This is a genomic window from Vibrio harveyi NBRC 15634 = ATCC 14126 = KCTC 12724 (genome assembly GCF_001591145.1).
Classification (GTDB): domain Bacteria; phylum Pseudomonadota; class Gammaproteobacteria; order Enterobacterales; family Vibrionaceae; genus Vibrio; species Vibrio harveyi.
Map to the genome: position 1 here is coordinate 1 of NZ_BCUF01000054.1, position 19,319 is coordinate 19,319.

At 45.7% G+C, this 19,319-nt stretch carries 14 protein-coding genes and 5 tRNA genes; 12 read left to right on the plus strand and 7 right to left on the minus strand.

Annotated elements, in window-relative coordinates:
* A partial coding sequence (locus VHA02S_RS26280; RefSeq protein ID WP_218000901.1) for a hypothetical protein occupies positions 1 to 194 on the plus strand: 194 nt, incomplete at its 5' end.
* A gap of 162 nt (positions 195 to 356) precedes the next feature.
* On the opposite strand, the gene ilvY is transcribed toward VHA02S_RS26280, so the two are convergent.
* Entirely contained in the window at positions 357 to 1,247 is an 891-nt protein-coding gene (gene ilvY / locus VHA02S_RS21180; RefSeq protein WP_038899410.1) for an HTH-type transcriptional activator IlvY, read from the minus strand.
* Positions 1,248 to 1,389: 142 nt separating this feature from the next.
* On the opposite strand from ilvY, the gene ilvC reads away from it, so the two are divergent.
* Positions 1,390 to 2,874, plus strand: coding sequence for a ketol-acid reductoisomerase (ilvC, locus tag VHA02S_RS21185; RefSeq protein ID WP_038899409.1), 1,485 nt, complete (start codon positions 1,390 to 1,392; stop codon positions 2,872 to 2,874).
* A gap of 378 nt (positions 2,875 to 3,252) precedes the next feature.
* On the opposite strand, the gene ubiK is transcribed toward ilvC, so the two are convergent.
* The 4 genes from ubiK to VHA02S_RS21205 form a co-directional block, all read right to left on the minus strand.
* Positions 3,253 to 3,504, minus strand: a complete 252-nt coding sequence (ubiK, locus tag VHA02S_RS21190) for a ubiquinone biosynthesis accessory factor UbiK (RefSeq protein WP_005427244.1) — start codon at positions 3,502 to 3,504, stop codon at positions 3,253 to 3,255.
* A 131-nt stretch (positions 3,505 to 3,635) separates the two neighbouring features.
* Positions 3,636 to 6,758, minus strand: a complete 3,123-nt coding sequence (gene vmeD, locus VHA02S_RS21195; RefSeq protein WP_005446354.1) for a multidrug efflux RND transporter permease subunit VmeD — start codon at positions 6,756 to 6,758, stop codon at positions 3,636 to 3,638.
* Between the two features lie 11 nt (positions 6,759 to 6,769).
* Positions 6,770 to 7,876 (minus strand): multidrug efflux RND transporter periplasmic adaptor subunit VmeC, encoded by a 1,107-nt coding sequence (vmeC, locus tag VHA02S_RS21200; RefSeq protein WP_005446353.1) that lies wholly within the window; start codon positions 7,874 to 7,876, stop codon positions 6,770 to 6,772.
* Positions 7,877 to 7,894: 18 nt separating this feature from the next.
* The gene (locus tag VHA02S_RS21205) at positions 7,895 to 8,476 is read right to left on the minus strand and encodes a TetR/AcrR family transcriptional regulator (RefSeq protein WP_005446352.1); all 582 of its coding nucleotides are present in this window, start codon (positions 8,474 to 8,476) and stop codon (positions 7,895 to 7,897) included.
* 170 nt (positions 8,477 to 8,646) lie between these two features.
* Between VHA02S_RS21205 and rep the strand changes: the two genes are divergently transcribed.
* The gene (gene rep / locus VHA02S_RS21210) at positions 8,647 to 10,662 is read left to right on the plus strand and encodes a DNA helicase Rep (protein ID WP_005446351.1); all 2,016 of its coding nucleotides are present in this window, start codon (positions 8,647 to 8,649) and stop codon (positions 10,660 to 10,662) included.
* A 72-nt stretch (positions 10,663 to 10,734) separates the two neighbouring features.
* On the opposite strand, the gene VHA02S_RS21215 is transcribed toward rep, so the two are convergent.
* Positions 10,735 to 11,148, minus strand: a complete 414-nt coding sequence (locus tag VHA02S_RS21215; protein WP_005446350.1) for a c-type cytochrome — start codon at positions 11,146 to 11,148, stop codon at positions 10,735 to 10,737.
* Positions 11,149 to 11,508: 360 nt separating this feature from the next.
* On the opposite strand from VHA02S_RS21215, the gene VHA02S_RS21220 reads away from it, so the two are divergent.
* The 5 genes from VHA02S_RS21220 to VHA02S_RS21240 all read left to right on the plus strand — a co-directional run bounded on the left by VHA02S_RS21220 (position 11,509) and on the right by VHA02S_RS21240 (position 12,113).
* Positions 11,509 to 11,585 (plus strand) — tRNA-Arg (locus VHA02S_RS21220).
* Positions 11,586 to 11,620: 35 nt separating this feature from the next.
* Positions 11,621 to 11,696, plus strand: a tRNA-His gene (locus VHA02S_RS21225).
* 76 nt (positions 11,697 to 11,772) lie between these two features.
* Positions 11,773 to 11,849, plus strand: a tRNA-Pro gene (locus VHA02S_RS21230).
* A gap of 47 nt (positions 11,850 to 11,896) precedes the next feature.
* Positions 11,897 to 11,972, plus strand: a tRNA-His gene (locus VHA02S_RS21235).
* A gap of 64 nt (positions 11,973 to 12,036) precedes the next feature.
* Positions 12,037 to 12,113, plus strand: a tRNA-Pro gene (locus VHA02S_RS21240).
* Between the two features lie 337 nt (positions 12,114 to 12,450).
* Here VHA02S_RS21240 and VHA02S_RS21245 read toward each other — a convergent pair.
* A complete protein-coding gene (locus VHA02S_RS21245; protein WP_009703691.1) occupies positions 12,451 to 13,176 on the minus strand; it encodes an HAD family hydrolase in 726 nt (241 codons plus the stop codon).
* 686 nt (positions 13,177 to 13,862) lie between these two features.
* Here VHA02S_RS21245 and VHA02S_RS21255 point away from each other — a divergent pair.
* From VHA02S_RS21255 to VHA02S_RS21270, 4 genes are all read left to right on the plus strand, one after another.
* Positions 13,863 to 15,578 carry an ABC transporter ATP-binding protein gene (locus VHA02S_RS21255; protein WP_005446346.1) on the plus strand — a complete coding sequence of 572 codons (1,716 nt, stop codon included), beginning with the start codon at positions 13,863 to 13,865 and terminating at the stop codon, positions 15,576 to 15,578.
* 105 nt (positions 15,579 to 15,683) lie between these two features.
* On the plus strand, positions 15,684 to 17,237 hold the full coding sequence (locus tag VHA02S_RS21260; protein WP_005446344.1) for an ABC transporter substrate-binding protein: 1,554 nt from the start codon (positions 15,684 to 15,686) through the stop codon (positions 17,235 to 17,237).
* Positions 17,238 to 17,381: 144 nt separating this feature from the next.
* Entirely contained in the window at positions 17,382 to 18,359 is a 978-nt protein-coding gene (locus VHA02S_RS21265) for an ABC transporter permease (protein ID WP_005446342.1), read from the plus strand.
* Between the two features lie 2 nt (positions 18,360 to 18,361).
* Positions 18,362 to 19,318 carry an ABC transporter permease gene (locus VHA02S_RS21270; RefSeq protein WP_005446340.1) on the plus strand — a complete coding sequence of 319 codons (957 nt, stop codon included), beginning with the start codon at positions 18,362 to 18,364 and terminating at the stop codon, positions 19,316 to 19,318.
* The last annotated feature ends 1 nt before the right edge of the window (position 19,319 follow it).

Consider the following 19,319-nt stretch of genomic DNA (forward strand, 5'->3'; position numbering starts at 1 on the left):
TTGTTTTTGAGCAGGATAATTTTCCTGCCGAGTGTGCAAGTCCAGCTAGGCATCTCTGTAGTTTTGCCACTTATTTAGAACAACACCCTTTGGATTGGGCTGATATCCTCAGAGTCCAGTGCCTGCAGCATAGCGAACTCTGTGGGATAAAGGTCTTATTTCTCTTCTATCATTGGCTATTTTCTAAGCCTTAAAACTCTCCAAACGTAAGTGCTTACTTACTCTCATCGTTTTTCTAGCACTATCTTTGTTATATGAACAGTGACGTTGAGCTCTTTTTGTGCTGCTCTAGATTTGTAAACAAAAAGCCCATTACGTGAGTAACGGGCTTCCATTCCCATTTGAATGAGGTATCCCTACAGGGAGATATATTTACTTTCTGCCACTTCCCATAATGCTTTAACTAAAGGGTTTTCTAGCTGGCTTTTAATACAGCAAACACCAAGTTCGAATGGTTTGATAGGCAGAACCTTAAGCCTACTTATCTTCTCTCTGACAGGGCTGTTGTTGATTACTACATCCGGTGCAATACCGACTCCGCAGCCTAAGGCCACCATACTGACGATGGCTTCATGTCCTGCCACCTGTGCGTAGATATTTGGTTTGATCTTCATTTGCTTAAACCAAACATTCGCTCTTTCTCTCGCTGTGCCTGCTTCTGGGAGAATAAAAGGTATTGTTGACCAAGCCGGATTTTCTTTCTGTAGTTCTTCTGCAAAGCTGCTGACTCCAACTGGTGCTATCACCGATAGGGGAATCTCACTGATTGGTTCAAAGGAGACTTTAGCTGGTAGTTGATCGGGTTTTGCAGAGATCGCGATATCAGCCTCATCTGCCAATATTTTATCGATGGCTTGCGCTGGGTCGCCAGTAGAGAGTTTGAATTCGATAAATGGATGCTGAATGCGGAATTCGGAAATAAGCTCTGGGAGATGGCTATAACTTGCCGTTACCGAGCAAAATAAACGTATCTCCCCTTTTAACTCGTCTTCCGTTCCTTTGACGTAACTTTGGTATTGCTGCCATTCCCCTAAGATCTTTAGTGCAACAGGTAATAGCTTCTTTCCTTGAACCGTTAATTCGACACTTCGGTTATCACGCAAGAACAGCTGTTGATGCGTTTCTTCTTCCAATTTCTGGATCTGCCGGCTTAGTGCAGAAGGGCTGATATGCATTGCCGCCGCTGTCTTAGCGAAGCTCTTACTATCACATAGATGAATGAATAATTGCAGGCTTTTGATGTTCATTAAATCTTCACTTCCATGTTGCATTAATTGCAATAAGTAATTGTGAATATATCACTTTCAGCAACAGAATGTCTGTTTTAGTATGAACTCATTCGGTAACACAAGTACCGACCTCTATGGAAGAATGTTAAGGAGCACCCAGATGGCTAACTATTTCAATACCCTAAACTTGCGTGAGCAATTGGACCAACTTGGTCGTTGTCGCTTTATGGACCGCGAAGAATTCGCATCAGAAGCAGATTACCTAAAAGGTAAGAAAGTGGTCATCGTAGGTTGTGGTGCTCAAGGCCTTAACCAAGGTCTAAACATGCGCGATTCTGGTCTAGACGTAGCTTACGCACTTCGCCAAGCGGCAATTGATGAGCAACGCCAGTCATTCAAAAACGCAAAAGACAACGGCTTTGAAGTGGGTAGCTACGAAACGCTAATTCCACAAGCTGACCTAGTCGTAAACCTTACTCCAGATAAGCAACACACAAACGTTGTTGAGACGGTAATGCCGTTGATGAAAGAAGGCGCAGCACTAGGCTACTCACACGGTTTCAACGTTGTTGAAGAAGGCATGCAAATCCGTAAAGACCTAACGGTAGTAATGGTTGCGCCTAAATGTCCGGGTACGGAAGTTCGTGAAGAATACAAGCGTGGCTTCGGTGTACCGACTCTTATCGCTGTTCATCCTGAGAACGACCCTAAAGGTGAAGGTTGGGATATCGCGAAAGCTTGGGCAGCAGCAACAGGTGGTCACCGTGCCGGCTGTCTAGAGTCTTCTTTTGTTGCTGAGGTGAAATCTGACCTAATGGGTGAGCAAACTATCCTTTGCGGCATGCTACAGGCTGGTTCTATCGTATGTTACGAGAAGATGATTGCTGATGGTATCGATCCAGGCTACGCAGGTAAGCTTCTTCAATACGGTTGGGAAACCATCACTGAAGCACTGAAGTTTGGTGGTATCACTCACATGATGGATCGTCTATCAAACCCAGCAAAAGTAAAAGCATTTGAGCTTTCTGAAGAGCTAAAAGAGCTGATGCGTCCGCTATACAACAAGCACATGGATGACATCATCACAGGTCACTTCTCTAGCACTATGATGGCTGACTGGACAAACGACGATGCAAACCTACTAGGCTGGCGTGCAGAAACGGGTGAAACTGCTTTCGAAAACTACCCAGAAACTGACGTAGAAATCTCTGAGCAAGAGTACTTCGACAACGGTATCCTGATGGTTGCTATGGTTCGTGCTGGTGTTGAGCTAGCGTTCGAAGCAATGACAGCATCTGGCATTATCGATGAGTCTGCTTACTACGAGTCTCTACACGAGCTACCGCTGATCGCGAACACTATCGCACGTAAGCGTTTATACGAGATGAACGTGGTTATCTCAGACACTGCGGAATACGGTAACTACCTGTTCGCTAACGTAGCAACACCGCTTCTACGTGAGAAGTTTATGCCAGCAGTAAATACTGACGTAATTGGTAAGGGTCTAGGTGAAACTTCTAACCAAGTAGATAACGCGACTCTTATCGCTGTAAATGATGCTATCCGTAATCACCCAGTGGAGTACATTGGTGAAGAGCTACGTGGGTATATGACTGATATGAAGAACATCGCTGTAGGCGGCTAATTACTTGCCTTAAGGTTCCATTTCGGTGTCGAAGGTGCTCATTTACTATCGTAAACTCCGCGCCTTCTCCTAGAAATGAAACCTTAATTCAGCGCAATTCGTTTAAGGGACTAAAGCTCTTAGCTTCGAATATACAATCTGCGTAATTGCATTAAAGCAAAGCAGATAAGAACTCCAGACAGACTGGGGTCAATAAATACAACATAAAACACAACATCTAATTAAAAGGCTTGGTCACCGTTGACCAAGCCTTTTTTGTTTTTATAAAGGTGAATTTTGTCCTTAAGAAGGCAAAATAGAAGCGAATCCTGAATCCCAATAAACAAAAAGGGCTGATGTTCTCACATCAACCCTTATAATTTTCTTGTCGCTTTTCGCTTATTTATCAGCGAGCTTTTCTTCAAGCTCTGCCAATTTCTTTTCCATTTCTGTCAGCTTTTGACGAGTACGCAGCAGAACTTGAGTTTGTACGTCGAATTCTTCGCGGCTAACTACGTCTAGCTTGTTTAGCTGACCTTGGATTACTTGGCGAACTTTTTGATCAACATCCGCGCCTAGTTCTTTTACTGGCTGTGGCATTGATTCGTGAATTTGTTTAGCGATTTGCTCTAATTTCTTTGGGTCAAACATAGTGGCTAAAACTCCTTTTGATTTGCCCACATTCTATGTAAATGATACGGGAAAGTCGCCATTTAGATGGTAAAAAAGAGAGCAGCAATAAAAAAGGTCACCGAAGTGACCTTTTTCTTAGTGCTTTACGCTTACTTATTATCAGCTAATTCGCGATGAGCAGCTTTTGCTTCATCCACTCGAGCTAGCTTTTCTAAGTCTTTGTCTTCAACAAATACTGGCAGTGGCTTATGTTTCTCAGCTAGGTAGCTGTAAATCACAGGCAGTACGAATAGCGTAAACAGTGTACCGATTGCTAGACCGGCAACGATTACGATACCGATACTGAAACGCTGAGCTGCACCTGCGCCTGTTGCGTACATCAGTGGGATCAGACCTGCAATCATCGCCGCTGTTGTCATCAGGATTGGACGTAGACGAACTTTCGCCGCTTCCATTACCGCATCGATACGAGACAGTTTGTTGTGTAACTGCTCTTCTTTCGCTACTTCACAGATCAGGATACCGTGCTTGGTGATCAGACCAACTAGAGTAATCAAACCAACCTGCGAGTAGATGTTCATCGATGCCGTACCCCACGCCAGAGCAATCAATGCACCACATACCGCTAGCGGCACCGATACCATGATTACGATTGGATCGCGGATAGATTCAAACTGAATCGCCAGTACTAGGAAGATAATCGCCAGTGCTAAACCGAATGTTGCGTATAGTGCGCTACCTTCCGTTACAAACTGACGAGCTTCACCCATATAGTCATGGTTGTAGCCTGATGGCAGTTTGTTTTGTGCTACGTCTTCGAACCAGTTGATCGCATCACCCATTGCTACGCCTGGAGCAGGTACTGCACCAACCGTTGCTGAGTTTAGCTGGTTGAAGTGAGGCAGTGAGCGAGGCTCTGCAACAACATCAATCGTGATTAAGCTTCCTAGTGGTACCGCTTTACCGTCAACCGAACGCACGTAGTAGTTCTTCATCGACTCTGGGTTTAGACGCCATTTACGTTCAACCTGAGGGATAACCTCGTATGAACGACCATTTAGGTCGATACGGTTTACGTAACCGTCCGCCATCATAGTACTTAGCGTTACACCGATGTCTTGCATGGTCACACCGTAGGCACCGGCTTTGTCTTTGTCGATGCTGATCTTCATCGTTGCTGAATCGTAATTTAGATCCAGATCCGAGTAGACGAACATTGGACTGGTAGACACATCAGCTAGGATATCGCTTGCGATAGTAAACAAGCTCTCGAAGCTGTTTGGTGTGGTGATAACGAACTGAATTGGCAGACCTGAACCGGCACCAGGAAGCTCTGGCATCTGGAATGCGGTAACTGACATACCTGGTACGTGAGCGACTAGTTCACCTACACGTTTGGTAATATCAGCTTGGCTCGCTTCACGCTCACTCCAAGGTTTAAGAGTTGCTAGACCGAACGCTTGGTTTGAGTTTGGTACACCGTTAAACACCTGAGCGTATTCTACTTCTGGCTGATCAGACAGAATCTTGTTCACGTCATTCATGGTGTGTTCGATGTAGTCCAAGTTCGCGTTCGAAGGTGCTGTACCCATTAGTACCACTACGCCTTTATCTTCTGAAGGAGCCAATTCACTTGGAATAAACTTAAACAGAATTGGTAGCGTTGCGAACACGATGATCGCGAAAGCAATGATCACTGGGCGATGCGCCATAACAGCGGTCAGCATTTTCTCGTAGCGGTTAGTCATGCCATCCAATACGTGATGTACTTTTTGCTCAAACTTGCTTGGCTCTTCATTTGCCTTAAGCATTTTTGAACACATCATCGGCGACAGAGTCAGAGCGATGATACCAGACACAAATACCGCGCCAGCTAGGGTTAATGCGAACTCTTTAAATAGCGAGCCCGTGATACCGCCCATTAGTGCGATCGGCGCGTATACCGCACCTAGTGTCAGTGTCATTGCAATTACTGGCACAGCGATTTCACGAGTACCAATGATAGCTGCACGGAACGGCGATTCCCCTTCTTTGATGTGACGGTCGACGTTCTCAAGAACCACGATCGCGTCATCCACCACCAGACCGATGGCGAGTACCATTGCCAGAAGTGTCATCAAGTTCCACGAGAAGCCCATCGCCTGCATTACCATCGCAACACCAATCAATGATAGTGGGATAGTAACGATAGGGATGATTACCGCACGGAATGAACCAAGGAACAGAGTGATTACCACAAGTACGATAACTGCCGCTTCAAGAATGGTTTTCACAACTTCGTGAATAGATTCGTTGATGGCGATAGTTGAGTCGTACATCACGTTCATTTTAATGTTGCTTGGCAAGTTACGCTCTAATTGAGGTAAAAGTTTCAGCACATCTGCCGCGATGTTGATTGGGTTAGCACTTGGTGCCGCGTTGATCGCTGCAACTACAGCCTCTTGACCGTTCGCACTTGCGCGGTAAACGTCGTGGCTCTTCTCTAAGGTCACTTTCGCAATGTCGCCAAGACGAATGACGTCACCTTCACCAGTTTTAACAACCAGCGCTTCGAGTTCAGCAACGTTGGATACTTGAGTATCTGCGCTACCGTTGTAAAGTACGAATTCACCTGTCGCCTGACCGGTTGCCGACTGATAGTTGTTGGCGTTTAGTACCGTCATCACGTCGGTTGCTGTCAGCTTAAGTGCGCCCATTTTCGCTGGATCTAGCCATACGCGTAGCGCGTATTTCATACCACCGTATAGGTCAACTTTCGATACACCATTTACCGTAAATAGCTGCGGGTTGATTACACGCTCAAGATAGTCGGTGATCTGGCTAGAAGACAACTCGTCACTGGTGAAACCGATGTACAGTACCGCGGTAGTCGAGCCAGTCGACATCGTTACTGTTGGGTCTTCCGCTTCTTTTGGAAGCTGTGAGCGAACGGAGTTGGTTTTTGCCAGAATGTCAGACAGCGCCGCATTCGGGTCGGTGTTCAACTTCATGTTTACGGTAATGGTAGACGTACCAAGCACCGAGGATGAAGTCATATAGTCGATATTATCGGCTTGCGCTACCGCTTGCTCCAAAGGCTGGGTAATAAAGCCTTGGATCAGGTCGGCACTCGCACCGTAATAACTAGTGGTTACAGTAACCACCGTGTTTGTCATTTCAGGGTATTCACGAACTTGCATCTTGAATACGGCTTGCAAACCAAGCAACGCAATCAAAAAGCTGATCGATACCGCTAAAACTGGACGTTTAATAAAAACATCAGTAAAGCGCATGATGCCTCCAATTAAAGCATTGGTGTTTCAGCAGGTGGTGTCAGTGCTGCATCTTCAACGATAGTCACTTTCGCGTGGTTACTTAGACGGATTTGACCCGATGTGACCACGACGTCACCTGGTTTCACGCCTTCTAGGATATGTGCGATGTCTTTAGTACGCTCACCCACTTTCACAACGTGCTGTTTAACGCGTTTTTCACCGTCTTCTTCAGTCACGATGTAGACGTTGTCGCCGTAAAGCGTAAACGTGATAGCCGTTTGTGGCAGCGTTACTTGGTTCTCTAGCTTAGGCAGAATGATGTTTGCACGCGCGAACATACCGCTGCGAAGTTTGCCATCGCTGTTAGGAATGTCGGCTTGAACTTGGATCAGACCACTTTGAACGTTAACTGCTGGTTCAATCGCTGAGATAGAACCTTTGAAAGGCTTATCAGGGTAAGCATCAACAAAGATGTCCACTTCTTGGTCTAGCATGATGCGAGAGATGTCCGTTTGAGGAACAGTGAAACGTAGACGCATCACGCTGGTGTCTTCAAGACGAACGATATCGGTACCTGCTTGTAGGTACTGACCAAGATAAACATTACGAATACCAACCACGCCAGCAAAAGGCGCTTTGATTTCACGGCGGTCAATGGTCGCTTTCAAGCTTTCGATGTCCGCTTTAAGTGAGAAGTAGTTTGCTTCAGCTTCGTCGTACGCTTCTTTAGAGATAGAGCCTTTTTTGAAAAGACCTTGGTAGCGTTTGTACTTAGCTTGAGCTGCTGGCAGTTTTGCTTGTGAGCTCTTAAGATTTGCTTTTTCTACCTCAGAGTCCAGAAGAACCAAAGGTTGGCCTTCTTCAACTTGAGTACCAGAGTCGAAAGAGATCTTATCGATCACGCCGCTGGTTTCGTTCGCAACAGTGACACCTTGGTTAGGTTCAATGAAGCCGATTGCCTCGATAACAGGAACCCAATCAACCGCTTTTACTTCTGTTACGGTTACTGGGAATTCTGGTTCCGGACGATTCGCCATGTATTCAGCAATTTTCTGTTGCTTGAATAAATTGAAACCTATCACGCTCCCGAATAGGAGAATCGCGATAAGCAACATAAAGAAAGTCCACTTTTTCATTCTATTAAGAACTCCAAGTTAGTGTTTAATAATTGCATCCCAGCTAGCTTCAACGGCTGCTTCCAGCGCGTCTTCATCCAACTGATAAAATCCCAAAGCATGTTTTCTAGCAAGCGCAACACTAGCTTCGAAACTCAACCCTGAAAGAATCTCGTTATCTAGGAGTTTGAATACCCCTTCCGCCTTACCTTGATCGAAAAGACGATCTACTTGGGCAAACATTTGCCTTTCAAGTTCCCGAGTTCCTTTACGATTTGTACAAGGTAGTGATTCATATTGGACACGGTTGCTTAAGGTGTCTAAATTTGAACCAGCAAGGTGCCAAATATTGAGCCACATGGTGCGGTAACGCTCTTTCAGAGGCATATCGTCATGAACATCCGCTTGAACGGCGTCCGCAATACGTTTGGTAACAGTAAGGCGAACCTCTTCCAAAAGATGTTCTTTATCTGAGAAATATCGGTAAATCGTGCCCGCTGCGACACCTGCTTCAGTTGCGAGCTTTTGCATGGAAAGACCATGAAAGCCCGACTCAGCGATTAAGCGTTCGGCAGCTGCAATGATTTGCTCGTATTTATCTCCAGTAGTGTTATTGGTCATAACCCCACCACCCAATGAATGAACGTTCATTCATTATAGCGTAAAGAGTGGTCGCTTATGCAACAAAATGTTGCAACTCTCTGTGTAAAAATTACGTGAAAATGACCGTAGCTTTCACACACTCACCCCTTTATCATAGGCGCCACTATTTCCACCCGCAGAGAATTTTTATGAAGCTGAACCCAAGACAAGACGAAGCCGTTAAGTACGTATCAGGCCCATGCTTGGTACTTGCGGGTGCTGGCTCGGGTAAAACTCGTGTAATTACCAATAAAATTGCTTATTTGGTTCAGCAGTGTGGCTACAAGGCGCGTAATATTGCTGCGGTGACCTTTACCAACAAAGCTGCACGTGAGATGAAAGAGCGTGTAGGGCAGACATTAGGCAAAGCTGAATCGAAAGGCTTGATGGTCTCGACGTTCCATACTTTGGGGCTAAACATCATCAAGCGCGAGTACAAGCACCTTGGTTTGAAAGCGGGCTTTTCTTTATTTGATGATCAAGATCAGCTAGCGCTGCTTAAAGAGCTGACAGAAAAGCAGCTAGATGGCGACAAAGATCTGCTGCGTCAGTTGCTAAGTTGTATTTCCAACTGGAAGAACGACATGCTGACGCCGGAGCAAGCCAAAGCGTTGGCTCAAGGTGAGCAACAACAGCTCTTTGCATTCTGCTTTGAGATGTACCAAAAGCAGATGAAAGCATACAACGCGCTTGATTTTGACGATTTGATTTCTTTACCGGTACAACTGTTACGCAATAACCAAGAAGTACGTCAGCGTTGGCAAAACCGCATTCGTTACTTATTGGTGGATGAGTATCAAGACACCAACACCAGCCAATACGATTTGGTGAAGTTAATCGTTGGTGAGCGCGGTCGTTTGACCGTAGTAGGTGACGATGACCAGTCTATTTATTCATGGCGTGGTGCTAAGCCGCAGAACCTTGTGTTACTTGGTGAAGACTATCCTAACCTGCGTTTGATCAAGTTGGAGCAAAACTACCGTTCGACGAGTCGCATTCTGCGCGCAGCTAACATCTTGATTGCGAATAACCCGCACGTGTATGAGAAATCGCTGTTCTCGGAAATTCCTGACGGTGAAAAACTCAAAGTGTTGCTGGCGAAGAACGAAGAGCACGAAGCGGAGCGCGTAACGGGTGAGTTGATTGCGCACAAGTTCCTAAACCGCACCGAATATAAAGATTATGCGATTCTATATCGAGGTAATCACCAATCGCGTTTGATTGAAAAATCACTGATGCAAAACCGCGTGCCATACAAGCTATCTGGCGGCACATCGTTCTTTGCTCGTGCCGAGATTAAAGACATCATGGCTTACCTGCGCGTGTTGGTGAACCCAGATGATGACAACGCGTTCCTACGTATCGTAAATACACCGCGTCGTGAAATCGGTCCGGTCACACTAGAGAAGTTAGGCAGCTATGCCAACATGCGTGGTAAAAGTCTGTTTGAAGTCAGCTTTGAAATGGGATTGGAGCAGCATCTTACTGGTCGAGGTTTGGAAAACCTGCGTCGTTTTACACAGTGGTTAGTTGCGATTGCCGATCAAGCCGAGCGTGGTGATACCGTTGAAGCGGTACGTTCACTTGTACGTGATATTCATTATGAAGACTGGCTGTATGAAACGTCAGCAAGCCCGAAAGCGGCGGAAATGCGCATGAAGAACGTTTCTGATCTTTACTCGTGGATTGTTGCTGACTTAGAAGGTGATAACTACGACCAAGAAGAAAAGACGTTAAAAGAGGTGGTTCAGCGTCTTACTCTGCGCGACATGATGGAACGTGGTGAGGAAGATGAAGACAGTGATGCAGTGCAATTGATGACACTACATGCGTCGAAAGGCCTCGAGTTCCCATTTGTTTACTTGATTGGTTCGGAAGAGGGTATTTTGCCACACCAAACTAGTATTGATGAAGACAACGTCGAAGAAGAGCGTCGATTGATGTACGTAGGTATTACGCGTGCACAGCGCGAGCTGACTTTTACCATGTGTAAAGAGCGCCGACAGTTTGGTGAATTGATCAAGCCGACCCAAAGCCGTTTTCTCGATGAGCTGCCATTTGATGACGTTGAATGGGAAGCAAACAAAAAGCCAGTATCAGCAGAAGAGCGTATGGCAAAAGGTCAGGCACATATTGCCAATATCCGTGCAATGTTTAAAAAGTAGTCACGGACGGTTCTAATTTGTCAAAAATAAAAAGGCTTGCCACGCGGCAAGCCTTTTTCATTGATGTCTTTATTATAGACCTTCAATCATGTGGTCGATGGCTGCGATGATTTCGTCATCAGAACAGTCCATACACGTACCTTTAGCTGGCATCGCGTTGAAGCCTTGGATTGCGTGGTTGGTCAGTACGTCTTTGCCTTGTGCAATACGAGGTGCCCAATCGCCAGCATCACCAGTTTTTGGTGCACCGTTCACGCCAGATGAGTGACAAGCAATACAGAAGGTACCGTAAACTGCCGCGCCATCACGTGGACCAGTTGGTTCTGCTTTTACTGGTTCCGCACCTGCAAGGTAAACATCACCGACAGGTTTGATGCGTTCTGCGATCGCATCGTATTCAGTTTGGCTGATGTCAGAAGCTAAAGCTGCCGTAGAGAAAGTTAAGGCAGCGAACAAAACGCTAATCATTCGTCGAGACATATCCATTAAACCCACTTCACATTCCGAGGTAAGTGACTTACCTATTTATATAGTTAGAGTATTTAGAGCTGTTGGATAAAGTTTTAGGTGATTGCTTCTATAGTGAGCAAAAAACCTTATCTAACAGTCTAGAGTGATTGAACAACCAAGTTGCAGCTGTTAAATCAATGTAAATAATGGGTGATTATATCCCGATAACTTGTTGCAATAAACAACAAGTTATCCATGACAGGGCGTGAATCACATCAAAAATTCACTTTAAAGGCAGATAACTGTCGAAAAAGAGACCAAACGAGAAAAAAAGTAAAAAAAGTACTAGACGGCATAGTGTGATATCCGTATTATTCCTCTCCGCCGATGGGGCATGCGCCCGTAGCTCAGTTGGATAGAGCGTTGGCCTCCGGAGCCAAAGGTCGAAGGTTCGAATCCTTTCGGGCGTGCCATTCCGGAATACAAATTAAAGGCACGAACAATAGTGGTGGCTATAGCTCAGTTGGTAGAGCCCTGGATTGTGATTCCGGTGGTCGCGAGTTCGAATCTCGTTAGCCACCCCATTATTTCGGTAACTCATTAAATTAGTGAAGTTTCCAGTTTTGATTCAAATATCCCAAGAGTCGAAACAAAATTCGTCGGTGAATAGCGCAGCTTGGTAGCGCATCTGGTTTGGGACCAGAGGGTCGGGGGTTCGAATCCCTCTTCACCGACCACTATTTAGTTTATGGCTATAATAGAGCGGTAAACGGCAAAATTGATGGTGGCTATAGCTCAGTTGGTAGAGCCCTGGATTGTGATTCCGGTGGTCGCGAGTTCGAATCTCGTTAGCCACCCCATTAATTTAGGTGACTTCTTAGTTGAAGTATCCTGTCTGATTTGAGAGAATCAGCAAATACAGTTCGGTGAATAGCGCAGCTTGGTAGCGCATCTGGTTTGGGACCAGAGGGTCGGGGGTTCGAATCCCTCTTCACCGACCACTATTAGAAAGCCTGCTTTTTAGCAGGCTTTCGTCGTTTTAGAGCTTATGATCTCGCTTGGACTAGATGAGTCGGCAATATTTCAATGGATTTGAACCCATATGGGGTTCGCCTGAAGTTAGAATATGGCTCTTCATCGACCAATATTTAAAGCCTCAGTCGAAAGACTAGGGCTTTTTTGTATTTCTCACCCTAAAAAATCTGCATTCCATTTCAATATCAGTAAACATGTACAGCTCTGGAAGCTTTTGACCACCTATGATCTAAATGCGATTCGAGCTGATAAAAGAAACCCCAGCACGTTGGCTGGGGTTTTGTGTTTCTTGAATTAAGCGCTTTACTGAGCAAGCGTTTTTAGGATTTCATTCAGCTCAACCGTCTCTCGCACTTGATAGTTGGGTTTGATATCGGTTGTATTTTCCGTACCTGTTGCGTTTACCCACACGCTCAGAATACCCATATTGTTGGCACCCGCAATGTCTGCTGGTAGAGAGTCGCCAATATGAATCACCTCTTCTGGCTTTGCATCCACAAGGTTGAGTGCTTTGCGGAAAATGTTGGCTGCTGGCTTCTCTTCTGGCTCTTCCCCACCGACGATAATGTGATCAACCCATTCGCTCATTTGTGTTGCTTTGAGTTTTGGGTGCTGTGAGAAGATTGGACCGTTAGTGATCACCACTAATTTGTAGTGTTGACGTAGCTCGGTCAGCATCTCTTTTACGCCAGGGAAGAAGTCAAAAGCCCCCATGCGAGCCGAGTCAAAATAGCTCTGCGCCTGTTGAGCCTTTTCTGTATCAATCTCTATACTTTGCTCTGCCAAGATGGCCTGAATTAAACCGCAGCGGAAGGCATTTTCATCTGGCAGTAGAGCAATAAGTTGAGGAAATTCGTTATTGAGCTTTTTGTATACGCCTTGCAAGTAGCGCTGAACAAAAGCAGTTGAATCGGCGACTTGCGGGTAATTTTGAGCAATCCAAGCAGCAAATTCTTCTCCTGCCACTTTATCGGCTTGAGATGTGCCGCATAACGTTTCGTCCATATCAAAAAATATCGCTTTAAGCACAGGGGCTCCTTCATTCACTACTCGATGTTGGAGCTTGATTATCGCTGATCTCACTCAAAATGACAGTGGAAAGCGTAAAACTGATGGCTGAACTTCTCTTTTCCCCCACCAAAGCTCCCAGTTCGGAGAGTGTTTTAAATCCATAGAAAATTAGCTTAATCACAAAATCGCATAACAGACGCATAACTTGGGGTAGGTGACAGATTTCATTTTTTTTGCTGAACTGCTCACGTTTTCGCCTCTGTTTACTAGAGTGAATTTTGGCTTTTTATGTATGCAGACTATTTTGTTAGTAACATTTTATGTCGAAATATCCCAATAAGAACGGAATATTGTTTGGTTAATGTTAATAATGACGCGTGAATAATAGGGATACTATCAATAGTGACTTTATGCGTAATTTTAGAGCATTTTTCTGTTTTTATTGGTGCGTATCGCACAAAAATGGGGTGTTATGAAAATGGTTAAATACTTGTTAATGCATTTCTATTCGCTCATTGTGCGTGTAAATAATGTTTTTTCGGCGGAATATACTTTAATTGTTGCTTTTTTGTGTAATTTTTGCCAAATTGTCTCCGCATTAAGATTTCAGAGTATTATTCTGAATTTGAACGGATTCATTCAGGTGATGAATGGCGCTTTTATTGCGCGATTCGATACCACAGACAAGGCAGTAGAGGTCTGAAATGTCACTATTAGAGGTGAAAAACCTTCGTATTGAATATCCATCCCGTCACGGTGTCCATGCGGCCGTGAAATCGCTTTCTTTTCATATCGATCGTGGCGAAATTGTGGGTGTTGTTGGCGAATCAGGTGCGGGTAAATCCACCGTTGGTAACGCCGTTATTGATTTGCTTAGTCCTCCGGGACGTGTTGCTAGTGGCGACGTGTACCTTGATGGGGAGAAAATTTCTGGTTTAACACCGGAAGCGATGCGTAAGGTTCGCGGCTCTAAGATTGGCTTTATCTTCCAAGATCCAATGACCTCACTTAACCCTCTATTTACGGTTGAGCAGCAATTGAAAGAGACCATTCACGCCAACATGAAGGTGTCGGATGAAGAGGCGTATCAACGTGCGCTTTCTCTAATGCAGCAGGTTGGCATTCCTCAACCTGAAAACCGTCTTAAGCAGTATCCGCATCAATTTTCTGGCGGTATGCGTCAGCGTGTGGTTATTGCTATCGCTTTGGCTGGTGAGCCAGACCTGATCATTGCCGATGAGCCAACGACAGCGCTCGATGTATCTATTCAAGACCAAATCCTAAACCTTATCCGCGAACTGTGTATCAAGAACAACGTAGGTTGTATGTTGGTTACGCACGACATGGGCGTGGTTTCAAACGTGACTGACCGTGTGGCGGTTATGTACCGTGGCGATTTGGTGGAGTTTGGCCCTACAGCTAAGGTATTGGGCGACCCTGATCACCCATATACGCGCAGCTTGATTTCTGCCGTTCCGCGTTCTGATGTAAAGCTCGATCGTTTCCCATTGGTGAGCTACATCGAAGAAGCGACAGAGTTACAAGAGCTAGACATTAAGAATCACTGGTTGGGTCAAAGCCAAGACCAACGTGAGTACACAGGTCCTTTATTGGATGTGAAGAACGTTAACCTGCGTTTTGTAACCAAAGATTCATTGTTTGAAAGCCGCCGTGAATACGTGCAAGCATCAAACAATGTTAGCTTTGAAGTGCATGAAGGTGAGACGTTTGGTTTGGTGGGTGAATCTGGTTCAGGTAAATCGACCATCGCACGTGTGATTGCTGGTTTGTATGAACCAAACTCAGGTCAAGTAAGCTTTGAAGGCATTGACCTGACGGCGCTTAAATCGGAAAAAGCACGCCGCCCATTGCGTCGTCAGATGCAGATGGTTTTCCAAAACCCATATACCTCAATGAACCCGCGAATGAAGATTTTTGACATCATCGCGGAGCCAATTCGTTTCCATAAGCTAACGAAAAATGAAGCGGAAACGCGCCAGATTGTGAATGACCTACTTGATCACGTAGGTTTGGGCAAAATGGCAGGTGTGAAATACCCTCATGAATTCTCCGGTGGTCAGCGTCAGCGTATCTCAATTGCGCGTGCGCTGGCGACCCGCCCTCGATTACTGATTTGTGATGAACCAACATCTGCGTTGGATGTATCGGTACAGGCACAAATTCTAAACTTGCTGAAAGATCTGCAAAGTGAACTGAATCTCACCATGCTGTTTATTAGTCACGACTTACCGGTTATTCGTCAGATGTGTGACCGAGTAGGTGTGATGCAGATGGGTACGCTACTGGAAGTGGCTCCGACAGAGCAATTGTTTACTGCTCCTCAGCATGAATACAGTAAGAAACTGATTTCTCTGATGCCTGAATTCACAGGTTTGAGAGAAGAAATCAAAACGGCATAAACCAAGTTTTTCGCTTGGCTGACCATCAAGGTCAACAAACCTTAGTCATAACAAAGACGCAAACACAACAAGGGATTCGAATTCCCGCATGAAGGAGTTATGCAAATGAAAACCATGAAAAGCAAGTTAGCAGTGGCGCTAATGGCAGCAGGTCTAAGCTTTAACGCATTGGCAGCAGATATCAAAGTTGGCTATGCAGCTGACCCAGTATCTCTAGACCCGCACGAGCAGCTATCAGGTGGTACGCTGCAAATGTCACACATGGTATTTGACCCTCTAGTTCGTTTCACACAGGACATGGACTTTGAACCTCGCCTAGCGGAAAGCTGGGAGCGTATCAATGATACGACGGTTCGTTTCAAACTTCGTCAAGGCGTTAAGTTCCACTCAGGCAACGACATGACAGCGGATGACGTTGTGTGGACTTTCGAACGTCTACAAAGCTCTCCAGACTTCAAAGCTATCTTTGACCCGTACGAAAAAATCGTGAAAGTGGATGATTACACGGTTGATCTAGTGACTAAAGGGCCTTACCCGCTAGTGCTACAAACAGCAACGTACATCTTCCCAATGGACAGCAAGTTCTACACGGGTAAAACCGAAGATGGTAAAGACAAGTCTGAGCTAGTGAAGCATGGTAACTCATTTGCATCAACACACGTTTCTGGTACTGGTCCGTTTATCGTGACGGCTCGTGAGCAGGGTGTAAAAGTAGAATTCGAACGTTTCAAAGATTACTGGGATAAAGAGTCGAAAGGTAACGTAGACAAACTGACGTTACTTCCGATCAAAGAAGACGCGACTCGTGTTGCAGCACTGCTTTCTGGCGGTGTTGATATGATCCACCCAGTAGCGCCAAACGATCACAAACGTGTGAAAGACGCAAAAGGTATCGATCTAGTAACACTACCTGGTACGCGTATCATCACGTTCCAAATGAACCAAAGCAACAACGAAGCACTGAAAGATGTTCGCGTGCGCCAAGCGATTGTTCACGCAATCAATAACGAAGGCATCGTGAAAAAAATCATGAAAGGCTTCGCAACAGCTGCAGGTCAGCAAAGCCCGGCAGGCTACGTTGGTCATGATGACAAGCTGGTTCCTCGCTACGATCTTAAGAAAGCAAAACAGCTGATGAAAGAAGCGGGTTACGAGAATGGCTTTACGCTAACGATGATTGCACCAAACAACCGCTATGTGAACGATGCGAAAGTGGCGCAAGCGGCGGCGGCAATGCTGTCTAAGATCGGCATCAAGGTTGACCTGAAGACTATGCCTAAAGCGCAATACTGGCCTGAGTTCGACAAGTGTGCGGCAGACATGTTGATGATCGGTTGGCACTCAGATACAGAAGATTCAGCAAACTTCAACGAGTTCCTAACCATGACACGTAACGAAGAGACAGGTCGTGGTCAGTACAACTGTGGTCATTACTCTAACCCAGAAATGGACAAAGTGGTTGAAGCGGCAAACGTAGAAACGGATCCAGCTAAACGTGCAGAAATGCTGAAAGGCGTTGAAGCAACGTTGTACAACGACGCTGCATTCGTACCGCTACACTGGCAAAGTGAAGCCTGGGGCGCGAAGTCTAACGTGAAAGCTGCAGACATCGTTAACCCAATGGTAATGCCTTACTTCGGTGACCTAGTGGTTGAATAATCACGGTTAGTCGATGTTGAGGAGGGATGGATGTCCCTCCTCAACTCTACGTACTCGGCTCAGTTTTGTTTCAGTCGGACTGAGTTGTTTTTAGACTGAATTTTCTCTCTGAATAGAGATCTATGGATAGTTAAGGGGCAAGGAATGTTTTCGTTTCTGGTCAAGCGCCTGTTTCAGGCACTGATAGTGATGTTTGTGATCAGTTTGGTGGCGTTTGCCATTCAGGATAACCTGGGTGACCCGCTACGTGAGCTTGTAGGTCAGTCGGTTTCAGAAGCGGAGCGTCAAGCGCTGCGTGACGAACTGGGCCTGAACGATCCCTTTATCACAAAGTACACTCGCTTTGTGAGCAATGCGCTACAAGGTGATTTAGGTACGTCTTACTTCTTCAAGCGACCTGCAGTTGAGGTCATCCTCGATAAGCTGGTGGCTACATTAGAGCTCGTGTTTGGTGCGACGCTCATTATCATTGTTTTCTCTATACCGCTTGGGGTGTATTCAGCGATACATCCGAAGAGTATTTTTACAAAATTCGTTATGGCGATGAGTAGTGTCGGCATCTCGATTCCGGTGTTCTTAACCGCAATCATGTTGATGTACGTCTTCTCCATAGAACTCGGTTGGCTACCTTCCTTTGGACGGGGTGAAACGTCTAATATACTCGGATGGGAGTCTGGCTTCTTTACCATCGATGGTATTAAGCACCTGATCCTGCCGTGTATTGCACTCGCATCTATCATGCTGCCGTTGTTCATCCGTTTGGTGCGTTCAGAAATGCTGGAAGTACTGAGCTCTGAGTACATTAAGTTCGCCAAAGCGAAAGGCTTGAACTTACAAAAGATTTATTACCAACATGCACTTAAAAACACCATGCTACCTGTATTGACGGTCGGTGGTGTGCAAATTGGTACCATGGTGGCATACACCATTCTGACAGAAACCGTGTTCCAATGGCCGGGCACTGGCTTTCTTTTCCTAGAGGCAATCAACCGTGTAGATACACCGTTGATCACTGCCTACGTTATCTTTGTTGGTCTGATCTTCGTGGTAACTAATACCATCGTTGACTTGCTGTACGGCATCATCAACCCAACTGTGAACCTAACTGGAAAAGGAGCTTAATCATGAGCCAATCAAATGTAACACCAGCTCCTGCTGCCGCACCGTCAGCCTGGCAGCGTTTCAAAGAGTCGGACTTCTTGTATTACTTCAAGCGCGACAAAGTTGCGATGGCAAGTTTTACCGTCTTCATGATGTTTTTAGTCTTGGCTGTAGCAGCACCGATTCTAGCTCCAACTGACCCATACGATTTGACGTCTATCGACATCATGGACTCAGAGCTACCTCCATCTTGGATGGAAGATGGCGATGAGCGTTTCGTATTGGGCACTGATGAGCAAGGTCGTGATATTTTGTCGACCATTCTTTACGGCTCTCGTTTATCTTTGACGATCGGCTTCCTCGCGGTTGGTCTTCAGCTTATGCTGGGTATCATCATTGGTTTGTCAGCAGGTTACTTTGGTGGTCGTATTGATAGTTTCTTGATGCGTTTTGCTGACGTTCAGCTGTCGTTCTCGACCATGATGGTTGCGATCATCGTGTCAGCTATCTTTAAAGCCAGCTTTGGCAGTGATTTTTACAGCCAATACGCGGTAGTCATGCTTGTCGTGATTATTGGTGTGGCGGAGTGGCCGCAATATGCACGTACCATTCGTGCTTCAGTACTGGCTGAGAAGAAGAAAGAATACGTAGAAGCGGCACGAGTGATGGGCTTTAAAGCCCCGCGAATCATGTTCCGTCACATTCTTCCGAACTGCCTATCACCAATCTTGGTTATCTCGACGGTACAGGTAGCAAACGCAATCATGTCAGAAGCGGCATTGTCATTCCTTGGTCTAGGTTTGCCAGTAGACCAGCCATCATTGGGTGCACTAATCAGTATTGGTTTTAACTACATCTTCTCTGGTGCGTGGTGGATTACAGCCTTCCCTGGAATCGTGCTAGTGACATTGGTACTGGTGATTAACCTACTGGGTGACTGGCTACGTGACGTGTTCAACCCGAAAATCTACAAGGGTTAAT